Origin of the sequence: Oceanihabitans sediminis, assembly GCF_003337215.1 — a bacterium.
Lineage (GTDB): Bacteria > Bacteroidota > Bacteroidia > Flavobacteriales > Flavobacteriaceae > Oceanihabitans > Oceanihabitans sediminis.
In genome coordinates, this window is record NZ_QPIG01000004.1 from 39,818 (window position 1) to 51,163 (window position 11,346).

Below are 11,346 nucleotides of genomic sequence, written 5' to 3' on the forward strand. Positions count from 1 at the left end.
ACTACAACCGTTTAAACAAAGCAATGAAATTTATTAAATCGCTATACTTACACAAGCAATTTTACATCTATATGGCAATAGCATCCTCTTGCTTTTTATTGTCCTATTGGGTAAAAATGCTGTACCCAATAGCGTGGATTATTACGCTGTTTATTGGCGTATTATTCCTTGTGGATATCCTGTTACTATACCGATTTAAAAATGCTGTCCAAGCTAGAAGATTACTATCTGAAAAACTTTCCAATAGTGATGAAAACCCAATTCCGATAACGATTACAAATAACTATCCGTTTAAAGTTTCTGTAGATATCATAGAAGAACTTCCTGTACAATTTCAGAAACGGGATTTTCTATATCAGGCACATCTTAAACCTAACGAAAAACATGATTTCACTTATAAAGTTCGCCCAGTAGAACGCGGAGAATACCTATTTGGAAACTTAAATGTATTTGTTTCTTCACAACTAAAAATAGTGAAACGAAAACACCTTTTCCAAAACCATCAAATGACAAAGGTGTATCCGTCTTTTATTCAAATGCAGCAATTAGACTTTCTAGCGATAAGTAATTATCTGTCGGAATTCGGATTAAAAAAAATTAGAAGAATAGGAAACACGCAAGAATTCGAACAAATAAAAGATTACGTACAAGGCGATGATTTTAGAACGGTGAACTGGAAAGCTACGGCAAAGCGTGGTGAGTTGATGGTAAATCAATATCAAGACGAAAAATCGCAACCTATTTATTCTATTATTGATACTGGTCGCGTAATGAAAATGCCTTTTAATGGATTAAAACTTTTAGATTATGCGATCAATTCTACCCTAGCATTTAGTAATGTTGCCTTAAAAAAACATGACAAAGTCGGAATGATTTCTTTTTCAAAAACAATTGAAACGTTCGTACCTGCAATTGAAAAGCTAAGCTATTTAAACAAAATACTAGAGAACTTATACAACATCAACACCCAGTTTTACGATAGTGATTTCGGACTCCTATACGCTCAACTTAAACGAAAAGTAACCCATAGAAGTCTAATTCTGCTATACACAAACTTTGAACATATTAGCGCTTTAAAAAGACAACTACCATACTTAAAAGCAATCTCAAAAAAACATATGCTGGTGGTGGTACTATTTGAAAATACCGAACTTGAAAAACTAATAGCCCAAGATACAGAAGACTTACAGAGTATATATCATAAAACAATTGCAGAAAAATTTAGTTTTGAAAAAAGATTAATGGTTAAAGAACTTCAAAAAAACGGTATTCAAACCATACTTACTCCCCCTGAGAAATTAACCATTAATACAATAAATAAATACTTAGAAATAAAAGCTAGAGGATTATTATAAAACCATTAAAAAGAAAAGCCACAAAACATAAGTCTTTGTGGCTTCTTTATTTTCAATCTATTCTCTTACAATAGAGAAAAGCTATTAACCTAACCAAGCTTTAAACATCCAAATAGTTTTTTCTTGCTCGGTAATAAGCTCACTCATCATAGCGTTTGTACCTTCGTCATTCATTTCACCAGATTTATCAAGAATATCTCTTTCAATTTTTAATAATTCAGATAAAGAATCAACAATTAATCGTACAGCTTTCTCATCTTCCGAAACATTTTCTCCTACAGGCACTTTTGCTAATTTAGAATAATCTTCAAAAGTATGTAATGGTGTTTCCCCTAAAGTTAAAATACGTTCTGCAATTTCATCAACCTTAACGTTTGCATCAGTATATAACTCTTCAAATTTAACGTGTAAATCAAAAAATCTTTTTCCTTTAATATTCCAGTGAACCCCTCTTAAATTTTGGTAATAAATTTGAAAGTTCGCTAATAGGTTATTTAAGTCTTTTGATATCTCTTTCGCTTTTTTAGCGTTTAATCCAATGCTGTTTAGTGTCATAATTATTATTTTTTTATTGTTTTTTTATTGTTTTTTTATTGTTTACTCAAATTTAAGCTATAATTAACAGATATTTCCATAAGTTTTATTGATAGTTTTTATATTTTTATAGTCTAAATTGATATACATGACAATTACACAATTATACTACGTTTTAGCAGTTGCCGAAAACCAAAATTTCACCAAGGCTGCAGAAAAGTGTTTTGTAACACAACCTACATTAAGCATGCAAATTCAAAAACTAGAAGATGAATTGGATGTACTTATTTTTGATAGAAGTAAAAAACCTATTGAACTTACAGAGGTAGGTAAAAAGATTGTTAATCAGGCAAAGAATATTGTAAATGAATCTTACAGAATTCAAGATATTGTAGACCAACAAAAAGGATATATTGGAGGGGAATTTAGATTAGGAATTATTCCTACTATCATGCCTACTTTATTACCAATGTTCTTAAAATCCTTTATTAAGAAATACCCAAAAGTAAAACTTAAAATTGAAGAACTTAGCACGGAAGAAATTATTACAAGAATAAACGAAGGACATCTAGATGCTGCTATTGCTGCGACACCTTTAAGTAACGAAAACATAAAAGAACGTGTTTTATATTTTGAACCTTTTGTTGCTTATGTGCCAAAAACGCATAGACTACACGTAGAAAAGAAAATAAAAGTATCCGATTTAGATATTCAGGACATGCTTTTATTAGAAGATGGCCACTGCTTTAGAGATGGTGTTATTAATTTATGTAAAGCTTTAAAGGATTTAAACAACGAGCAATTTCAATTAGAAAGCGGAAGTATTGAAACATTAATTAAATTATCGGATGAAGGTTTAGGGATGACCTTATTGCCATACCTCCATACGCTTGAGTTATCTGATAAAAAGAAAGAAAGCTTACACCTTTTCCACGATCCTTCTCCTGCTAGAGAAGTGAGTATTATTTATCATAAAAGCGAACTTAAAATGCAAATTATTGAAGCTTTACAAGAAGTGATTTCTGGAATCATTAGAGGAGCAATTACATTTCAAAATGTAGAAATAATTAGTCCGTTAAGAAACAAGATCTAAATCTTGCTTATATACACATAAAAAAAGCGACTCTCGAGTCGCTTTTTTTTTTATGTTTTCAAATAAATCAAACATTGATTTAAGTTAGGGTTTTGCTTAACAAGTGATTCAACAAAAACTTTTAATTCCTCTATTTCGTGAGGTAATAATCTTTGTATTGCTTTTTGAACTTCTTTGCAAAACAACGCAGCATCAAAACTTACTTTTTTAAGCACAGTTTTAGTGTACTCAAACATTGCTCTAGACATAGTTTAATTAGGTTTAGTTTTTAATAAATAAATCGGGTAGAGTTGTTGTATACGCGGAAATGGTTAATTTTTCATTGTTTTACTTCATAAATATAATGAAAATAAACATTGCTTTTACATTTAAACAAAAATTTAACAACCGAGTTTTCTTACTAAAAATTATTATCCCCATCTAAAAGATCTCCTAAGCCACCAAGTATGCTTCCTTCTCCTTTATTCTTTCCTCCTCGCGGTACACTTGCCAAAACTCTACCTGCCAATCTACTAAATGGTAAAGATTGTATATAAACCGTTCCTGGTCCTTGAAGCGTAGCAAAAAACAATCCTTCCCCTCCAAAAACAGTATTTTTAATACCTCCAACAAACTCGATATCATAATTCACTGTATGATCAAAACCTACAATACATCCAGTATCTACTTTTAATTTTTCTCCAGGCATTAATTCTTTTTTAGCAATAGTACCACCAGCGTGAACAAAGGCCATTCCGTCTCCTTCCAGTTTCTGCATAATAAAACCTTCTCCTCCAAATAAACCTCTTCCTAGTTTTTTGCTAAACTCGATTCCTACACTAACTCCTTTTGCTGCACATAAAAAGGCATCTTTCTGGCAGATAAACTTTCCTCCGTAATTGGTTAAATCAATAGGAATTATTTTACCTGGGTAAGGCGAAGCAAAACTAACACTACGCTTACCGGTAAGATTGTTATAAAAAGCAGTCATAAATAAACTTTCTCCAGTAAGAATACGTTTTCCTGCTCCTAGAATTTTTCCTAAAAAACCAGAATCTTTTTTGGAACCATCACCAAAAATAGTTTCCATTTTAATACCATCATCCATCATCATAAAGCTTCCAGCTTCAGCAACAACAGCTTCTTGAGGGTCTAACTCAATTTCTACATATTGCATTTCTTCTCCGTATATTCTATAATCAATTTCGTGTGCTGTCATAATTTTAAAATTTTATTGATATACTTATAAGTGGAAAGGATTTGGGTTTTGTTACAGAATTTTATCTTTCTATAGAAAAATAAATTTTCAACTATTTACTTTTCAGTTTGATACTCCATTCAAAGTTAAATGTAGAAACCACTATACCGTCTTCATTTGTTCCAACAGATTGCATCCATAATGTTTGCCCCTCTCCTGTTTTTATAGCTTCAGCGATAATCTCATCAATTTTATTACCATCTACACAAGTGAAGGTGATTCTACCAGTAGCTTTTTTAGTAAAACTGGCATTATTATTTGCCACTAGCATAGAAATATTTTTCCCACTTTCTCTAATTTTACTAAGCATTAGAGCTCCTGTGGTTAATTCAGCTGCCATTCCTTGCACTGCCCAAAACATCGATTTAAAAGGGTTTTGATTGATCCATTTGTGTTTCACAGAAACAGTACAACTTTCATTTGTAATAGTCTTTACGCGGATTCCCGTAAAAAACACCGCGGGCAATTTTAGGATGTTGAAAGCATTAATCTTTCTAGGTGTTAACTTCATTTAGTATATAATTTCATCAAAAATATCGAAAATAAACGAGATATCAGTTTGTTAATTTTATGTTAAAAATTAGTACTATGTGTAACATAATACCTTTTTAAAGACATATATTTGCATAAGAAACTATTATACACTTTTTCTCATGATAAGTAACAACCAGAAAAATATAGCAACCTTTATACATTTATCAACCTTTTCTAGGTTTGTAATTCCGTTTGGAAATATTATTGGCCCTTTATTACTATGGATTATTAATAAAGATAAATCGGAGTTTATAGATAATCATGGTAAGCAAGCATTAAACTTTCAGCTTAGTATCATTCTATATACTTTTCTATTTGGTTTATTGTGCATTCCATTAATAGCTTTTAATGTTTTATCATATATAGACATAGTAAATATTGAAGCATTCAACAGTTTGAATATTAATTTAGAAGCTCCTTCTCCGATACTCTTTTTTATCATTCTTATGGTGTTTTTAGCTGCAATTGCTTTTATCATAGAACTTATATTTATTATCAACGCAAGCCTAACAGCTAATAAAGGAGAAGCTTATAAGTATCCTTTTACCATACATTTTTTAAAATAATCATCATCAATCACATACATCAAACCATTAGTAAACAGATCTAGTGGAAAATCAAAAAACGAACAGTTTAAACAATTATTAAAATGAAACTATGAAGATAGAAAACACAAAAGCACAAATGCGAAAAGGTGTTCTGGAGTACTGCATATTATCGGTCTTAAAAGACAAGGATGCCTATGTTGCAGAAATTCTAGAAACCCTAAAAGACGCAAAATTGCTAGTAGTAGAAGGTACTATCTACCCGCTACTAACACGTTTAAAAAACGCTGGATTACTTAATTACAGATGGGAAGAATCTTCCTCCGGACCTCCAAGAAAGTATTACGGTTTAACCGATACAGGAAAACAATTTTTAAATGAACTAACCACCACTTGGAACGAATTACAAAACGCAGTGAACATAGTAACAAGTCAAAAACCAACGAATAATGAATAAGACAGTCAACATAAATTTAGCAGGTATATTTTTTCACATAGATGAAGATGCTTACCTAAAACTACAACGCTATCTTGACGCTATAAAACGTTCATTTACCGACTCACAAGGTCGTGCTGAAATTATATCGGATATTGAAGCTAGAATTGCAGAACTTTTTAACGAGCGCGTTAAGCACGACAAGCAAGTTATAGGTATAAAAGAAGTAGACGAAATAATCACTATCATGGGACAACCAGAAGATTATATCGTAGATGAAGAAATATTTGAAGACGATCCTATAAATCAAACAGGCAAAAAATCGGCAAGAAAACTATTTAGAGATACCGACAATTCATATGTTGGTGGAGTTTCTGCAGGTTTAGGACATTATTTTGGGATAGATGCAATTTGGATTCGTTTAATTTGGTTTCTACTAATCTTTGGAGCCGGAACCGGTGCTTTGCTTTATATCATACTTTGGATTTTAGTTCCAGAAGCGGTAACTACAAGCGATAAGCTTATGATGCGAGGTGAACCTGTTAACATTAGCAATATTGAAAAGAAAATAAAAGATGGTATTTCTACAGTTTCCGATACCGTGCAAGATGTAGCAAAAAATGTTTCAGATTCTGTTAGTGATGCTACAAAAAACGTAGACTTTAAAAAAAAAGGTAACTCCTTAAAATCAAGTTCTAAATCGTTCTTTGACACTATAGGAGATATCATAGGGTTCTTCTTAAAAATTGTTGCCAAGTTTATAGGAATCATCTTAGTATTTATAGGAAGCATAACCGTTTTATCTCTTGCAATCGGTTTGTTTTTCGGAACTTTCAATGAGGGTTCTAGGGCGAAGTTCTTTGATGCAGACCTTGTAGATTTAGCAAGCACAACTGGGGTACCTTTTTGGTTAATTACACTACTAATCTTTTTCGCAGTCGCAATACCTTTCTTTACCCTATTCTATTTAGGCTTAAAAATATTGGTTACCAACCTAAAGTCTTTAAATGGTATTGCAAAATATTCCTTATTAGGTTTATGGTTAATCTCTGTGATTTCACTAGCAGTAATCGGAATAAAACAAGGTTTAAGCTACCATGAGGAGGCAAAAGTTATTCAAACCGAAGCACTGCCTTCTATTACTAAAAAAGACACGCTAGTTTTAAGAATGTCTCAAAATGAATATTACGATAGAGGCTTTAGAAGAGATTATGATTTTGAAAAGACTTACGATACTAATGATAACAGAATTCAAATATCACAAGGAATCAGACTTATTGTAAAATCTACTTCAGATAGTATTGCTAAAATAAAAGTAGAAAAAATAGCTCGAGGTGAAGATTATAGCAAAGCTAAAAAACGAGCTGAAGCAATAAACTATAACTACCAATTGGTAAATAAACAGTTGCTATTAGACAACTTCTTAACCATAGGCATAGATGAGAAAATTAGAAGTCAGGAAATTCAAATAACCGTTTACCTACCAGTTGGATCGGTATTATATGCAGATAAAAACACCTATTATTATCATAGAAATGACACCAACCGATATCAAGACATTTTAAACAACGGAAAAGAAGAACACTATTTGCAAATATTAAACAGAGACACGAAGTGTTTAGATTGTTCGGATGATGATGATGATGATGATGATGATGATGATTTTCAAATTAATATAGATGCTAATGATGAAAAGAAAAACATCATTATAAACAAAAAAGGAATTGAAATTAATTCCAATAATTCGAAACTAAAAATAGATGAGAACGGTATTAAAGGAAATTCTGAAGAAGTAAAAGTGAATATAGACGAAGACGGAGTTAAGATTATTTCAAAAGAAGATTAAACACTTTTCACAAAAGAATCAATCATCCATCAAAAAACGAACAATTATGTTAGACCTAGTAAAAGCCATAGTAGATGTAGTGATAGATATTTTATTCTAATCAAAATAAATAGCTTCAAATAAAACTAAATCACGTTTACTAAAAACATTAAAAGTTTCTGTTTTAAAAACCATTCTAAACTAAAAATCAAGTTTGGGATGGTTTTTGTTTATATTTGTATATAAATTACTTAACATCAAAATATGCTAAAAAAACTACTAATAACACTATGTGTTTCTTTCATGATAACATCAGGGTTTTCCCAAGAAAAAGTAAAGGGAAATAAAAACGTAACTTTGGTAGAAACCAAAATAGAAGATTTTAAAACCATTGCTTTTGGCGAAAAATTCAAAATAGAATTAATTCAAAGCGATACTCCTTCCGTTGAAATTGAAACAGATGAGAATCTACACGAAGTTATTCAGTTTTCTGTTATAGATAGTGTTTTAAGTTTTAGTACAACCGCAAAAATTCAGTCTAGCAAAAGAATAAACATTACCGTTAATATCACAAAATCACTTCAACATATTGAGGTAAATGGCGATGCAGAAGTAAGTGCTGCGAATACTTTAAAAAACGATAGCCTAGTCTTAAAAGTAAATGATTATGCTAAAGCATTTTTAAATATTAAAAACAAAAACTTCAAGTTTATTAATAACAACAAAGCAACCTTTGGATTTAATTCTAAATCAAAATTAAATATTGAAAGTGATATCGTGTTTTTAGAATTAAGCGAGAAAAGTAAAACCGAAGCTTTAATCGAATCCGACAGCTTACAAGTTTATATGTACCAAAGTGCAGATGCTAAAATTGAAGGAGAAACAGAGCTCTTAAAATTAAACACTATCAATTCATCAAGTTTTAACTCAAGACACCTTACAACTAACGAATGCGAACTTACTACCGAAGATTCAAGTAGCGCAAGTGTTTACGTACTAAACAATATTATTTTAAACACTTCTGGAAGCAGTAAAGTAGAACTTTATGGTAACCCTAAAATTACTATAGAATCCTTTAAAAACACCTCTACTCTGTCTAAGAAGGAGTTATAATTTCAAGAAATTTTGAACAAATAAAAAAGCCTAGAGTAATAACTCCAGGCTTTTTTTATAAACTTATTTTGATTTAGTTATAACTTGAAGTACTTACTTCAAAACTAACATCTTTTCCTGCTAAATAACGTTCTGCATCTAAAGCAGCCATACAACCTGTACCAGCAGCTGTAATTGCTTGTCTGTACACATTGTCTGCTGCATCACCACTTACAAAAACACCTTCTACATTTGTTTTACTAGTTCCAGGAACAGCGTTAATAATATAACCTGTTTCGTCTAAATCTAAGTAATCTTTAAAAATATCTGTATTTGGTTTGTGACCAATTGCCACGAAAAATCCTGTTGCAGGAATTTCAAACTTTTCATTAGTCTTATTATTGAAAACTCTAACGCCAGAAACTACTTGTCCGTCACCTAAAACCTCTTCGGTTTCTGTGTTGAATAAGATCTCGATGTTTTCTGTTTTCATTACTCTTTCAGCCATGATTTTTGAAGCTCTAAACTCATCACGTCTAACTAACATAGTTACTTTAGAACATAAGTGAGATAGGTAATGCGCTTCTTCACAAGCAGAATCTCCTGCTCCTACAATCACAACCTCTTGGTTTCTGTAGAAGAATCCATCGCAAACTGCACATGCAGAAACTCCTCCTCCAAGACTTAAATACTTTTGTTCAGATTCTAATCCTAAATATTTTGCTGAAGCACCAGTAGAAATAATTACAGTATCACAATGAATTTCTTTAGTATCATTTACCCAAACTTTATGTAAATCTCCAGAAAAATCAACTTTAGTGACCCAACCATCGCGAATATCTGCTTCAAAGCGTTCTGCTTGCTTCTGTAATTGCATCATCATTTCAGGACCTGTAACTCCATCTGGATATCCAGGAAAGTTTTCTACTTCATTAGTTGTTGTCAATTGCCCTCCTGGCTGCATTCCTTGGTATAAAACCGGATTCATATTTGCTCTAGCTGCATAAATTGCTGCTGTATATCCTGCTGGACCAGAACCTATAATTAGGCATTTTACTCTTTCAATTTTCTCAGACATAATGTATCTTTCTTTTTTAACTCTACAAAAATAAGATTTTTGCTAGAGAACTAATCTATTTACTTATCAATACTTATTATAAAAAAATAAGTGTTTTCAATTTTCACTATTATAGAATATCTTTAGGCGAATATAACATTTACCTTGTAACAAGCAAATAAAAAGAATATGTCAAACACTATAAAGTCTATAAACCCTTATAACCAAGAAGTAATAGCGCGTTATACGCTTAATAAAAAAGAAGAAGTCTTTTCTAAATTAGAAAAAGCTGATGAAGTTTTTAAGGAATGGAGCCAGAAAGATGTTAGTGAAAGAGCAGAACTTTTATATAATATAGGAAACATTTTAGAGGAAAGACTAGAAGAGTTAAGCAAACTTATTACTCTAGAAATGGGAAAACCTATAAGTGAAAGTAAAGCTGAAATAAAAAAATGCATCTACCTCTGTGATTTTTATGCGAAAAATGCAGAAGATTTTTTAGCAGACGAAATTATTGAAACCGATGCTTATGAAAGTTTTATAAGTTACGATCCTCTAGGTGTAGTTTTAGCTGTTATGCCATGGAATTATCCATTTTGGCAAGTATTACGTTTTGCTGTTCCTACACTTACAGCAGGTAATACAGCACTACTTAAACACGCTTCTAATGTAAGCGGTTGTGCACTTGCTATTGAAGAAATATTTACAGAAGCTGGTTATCCCCATGGGTGTTTTCAAACATTACTAACTAATCATGATACCATAGAAGAAATCATAAAAGACGATAAAATCAAAGCCGTTTCCTTAACCGGAAGCGAAAAAGCAGGAAAAGCAATAGCTAAAGCTGCTGGAGAAAACCTAAAGAAAACTGTTTTAGAGTTAGGGGGAAACAATGCTTGTATAGTCCTTGAGGATGCCGATTTAGACAAGCATATAGACACTATTGTAAAAGCTAGAATGCAGAATGCCGGACAAAGTTGTATTGCTGCAAAACGCTTTATAGTTACTGAAAATATTTATGATAACTTTTTAGAAAAATTTACAAAAAAAGTAGCAGCTCTAAAGCAAGGAGATCCACTTAACATGGATACAGAAATAGCGACACTTGCTAGAGAAGATTTAGCAACAGACCTACAAAATCAAGTAGAAGACGCCATTAAAAAAGGAGCAAAAGTGGTTCTTGGAAACAGACAAAATAAAGCATTTTTTGCTCCTACCATTTTAACAAACGTAACAAAAGACATGGCTGTTTTCACCGAAGAAACTTTCGGCCCTGTTGCTCCTATCTTTAAAGTAAAAAACCTAGAAGAAGCATTACAACTTGCTACAGATTCTAGATTCGGACTAGGAACTATGTTATTTACAGAAGATACCGAAGCTGCCATGCATGCAATTTCTAGGATTCCTGATGGCGCATTCTTTGTAAATGAAATGGTTAAATCGGATCCTAGATTACCATTTGGAGGCACAAAAGCTTCAGGTTATGGTAGAGAATTATCTAGAGAAGGAATTCATGAGTTCGTTAATATTAAAACTGTTTTTATTAATAAATAATGAAATTCGTTTTACAGATTTACGCTAAGGTTTTAGAGTATAAAAGTTTTAGATAAAAACAAAAAACGGCTTGAAAATAGATCA

At 31.7% G+C, this 11,346-nt stretch carries 12 protein-coding genes; 7 read left to right on the forward strand and 5 right to left on the reverse strand.

All coding sequences use genetic code 11. The features are described from left to right. The first annotated feature begins 23 nt into the window (after window positions 1-23). Window positions 24-1,355 (forward strand): DUF58 domain-containing protein, encoded by a 1,332-nt coding sequence (locus DU428_RS10375; protein WP_113966320.1) that lies wholly within the window; start codon window positions 24-26, stop codon window positions 1,353-1,355. A gap of 84 nt (window positions 1,356-1,439) precedes the next feature. Here the strand turns inward: DU428_RS10375 and DU428_RS10380 are convergent, their stop codons facing one another. Further along, the gene (locus DU428_RS10380) at window positions 1,440-1,910 is read right to left on the reverse strand and encodes a Dps family protein (protein WP_072350806.1); all 471 of its coding nucleotides are present in this window, start codon (window positions 1,908-1,910) and stop codon (window positions 1,440-1,442) included. A gap of 127 nt (window positions 1,911-2,037) precedes the next feature. Between DU428_RS10380 and DU428_RS10385 the strand changes: the two genes are divergently transcribed. Next, window positions 2,038-2,982, forward strand: a complete 945-nt coding sequence (locus DU428_RS10385; protein WP_072350805.1) for a hydrogen peroxide-inducible genes activator — start codon at window positions 2,038-2,040, stop codon at window positions 2,980-2,982. Between the two features lie 50 nt (window positions 2,983-3,032). Here DU428_RS10385 and DU428_RS10390 read toward each other — a convergent pair whose 3' ends face one another. The 3 genes from DU428_RS10390 to DU428_RS10400 form a co-directional block, all read right to left on the reverse strand. Beyond that, window positions 3,033-3,230 carry a hypothetical protein gene (locus DU428_RS10390; RefSeq protein ID WP_072350804.1) on the reverse strand — a complete coding sequence of 66 codons (198 nt, stop codon included), beginning with the start codon at window positions 3,228-3,230 and terminating at the stop codon, window positions 3,033-3,035. A 152-nt stretch (window positions 3,231-3,382) separates the two neighbouring features. Beyond that, complete coding sequence (locus tag DU428_RS10395) at window positions 3,383-4,180, reverse strand: TIGR00266 family protein (protein WP_072350803.1); 798 nt, start codon at window positions 4,178-4,180, stop codon at window positions 3,383-3,385. Between the two features lie 91 nt (window positions 4,181-4,271). Further along, a complete protein-coding gene (locus DU428_RS10400; RefSeq protein ID WP_072350802.1) occupies window positions 4,272-4,730 on the reverse strand; it encodes a PaaI family thioesterase in 459 nt (152 codons plus the stop codon). A gap of 142 nt (window positions 4,731-4,872) precedes the next feature. Here DU428_RS10400 and DU428_RS10405 point away from each other — a divergent pair, with 142 nt between their 5' ends. The 4 genes from DU428_RS10405 (at window position 4,873) to DU428_RS10420 (ending at window position 8,672) form a co-directional block, all read left to right on the forward strand. Continuing rightward, on the forward strand, window positions 4,873-5,319 hold the full coding sequence (locus tag DU428_RS10405) for a DUF4870 domain-containing protein (RefSeq protein ID WP_072350801.1): 447 nt from the start codon (window positions 4,873-4,875) through the stop codon (window positions 5,317-5,319). A 91-nt stretch (window positions 5,320-5,410) separates the two neighbouring features. Beyond that, window positions 5,411-5,755, forward strand: coding sequence for a PadR family transcriptional regulator (locus DU428_RS10410; RefSeq protein WP_072350800.1), 345 nt, complete (start codon window positions 5,411-5,413; stop codon window positions 5,753-5,755). Beyond that, window positions 5,748-7,580, forward strand: a complete 1,833-nt coding sequence (locus tag DU428_RS10415) for a PspC domain-containing protein (protein ID WP_113966321.1) — start codon at window positions 5,748-5,750, stop codon at window positions 7,578-7,580. The genes DU428_RS10410 and DU428_RS10415 overlap by 8 nt, the downstream gene beginning before the upstream one ends. A gap of 243 nt (window positions 7,581-7,823) precedes the next feature. Continuing rightward, complete coding sequence (locus DU428_RS10420; RefSeq protein WP_083585061.1) at window positions 7,824-8,672, forward strand: GIN domain-containing protein; 849 nt, start codon at window positions 7,824-7,826, stop codon at window positions 8,670-8,672. A 73-nt stretch (window positions 8,673-8,745) separates the two neighbouring features. Here the strand turns inward: DU428_RS10420 and trxB are convergent, their stop codons facing one another. Next, complete coding sequence (gene trxB, locus DU428_RS10425; protein WP_072350798.1) at window positions 8,746-9,729, reverse strand: thioredoxin-disulfide reductase; 984 nt, start codon at window positions 9,727-9,729, stop codon at window positions 8,746-8,748. A 168-nt stretch (window positions 9,730-9,897) separates the two neighbouring features. Here trxB and DU428_RS10430 point away from each other — a divergent pair, with 168 nt between their 5' ends. Beyond that, window positions 9,898-11,262 carry an NAD-dependent succinate-semialdehyde dehydrogenase gene (locus tag DU428_RS10430; protein ID WP_072350797.1) on the forward strand — a complete coding sequence of 455 codons (1,365 nt, stop codon included), beginning with the start codon at window positions 9,898-9,900 and terminating at the stop codon, window positions 11,260-11,262. Window positions 11,263-11,346 lie beyond the last annotated feature (84 nt).

Excerpts from the sequence above, each read along its gene's own strand:
- DU428_RS10390 (WP_072350804.1), bottom strand. The coding sequence starts at position 3,230 with ATGTCTAGAGCAATGTTTGAGTACACTAAAACTGTGCTTAAAAAAGTA.
- DU428_RS10385 (WP_072350805.1), top strand. The coding sequence starts at position 2,038 with ATGACAATTACACAATTATACTACGTTTTAGCAGTTGCCGAAAACCAA.
- DU428_RS10405 (WP_072350801.1), top strand. The coding sequence starts at position 4,873 with ATGATAAGTAACAACCAGAAAAATATAGCAACCTTTATACATTTATCA.
- DU428_RS10395 (WP_072350803.1), bottom strand. The coding sequence starts at position 4,180 with ATGACAGCACACGAAATTGATTATAGAATATACGGAGAAGAAATGCAA.
- DU428_RS10400 (WP_072350802.1), bottom strand. The coding sequence starts at position 4,730 with ATGAAGTTAACACCTAGAAAGATTAATGCTTTCAACATCCTAAAATTG.
- DU428_RS10420 (WP_083585061.1), top strand. The coding sequence starts at position 7,824 with ATGCTAAAAAAACTACTAATAACACTATGTGTTTCTTTCATGATAACA.
- trxB (WP_072350798.1), bottom strand. The coding sequence starts at position 9,729 with ATGTCTGAGAAAATTGAAAGAGTAAAATGCCTAATTATAGGTTCTGGT.
- DU428_RS10410 (WP_072350800.1), top strand. The coding sequence starts at position 5,411 with ATGAAGATAGAAAACACAAAAGCACAAATGCGAAAAGGTGTTCTGGAG.
- DU428_RS10430 (WP_072350797.1), top strand. The coding sequence starts at position 9,898 with ATGTCAAACACTATAAAGTCTATAAACCCTTATAACCAAGAAGTAATA.
- DU428_RS10380 (WP_072350806.1), bottom strand. The coding sequence starts at position 1,910 with ATGACACTAAACAGCATTGGATTAAACGCTAAAAAAGCGAAAGAGATA.
- DU428_RS10375 (WP_113966320.1), top strand. The coding sequence starts at position 24 with ATGAAATTTATTAAATCGCTATACTTACACAAGCAATTTTACATCTAT.
- DU428_RS10415 (WP_113966321.1), top strand. The coding sequence starts at position 5,748 with ATGAATAAGACAGTCAACATAAATTTAGCAGGTATATTTTTTCACATA.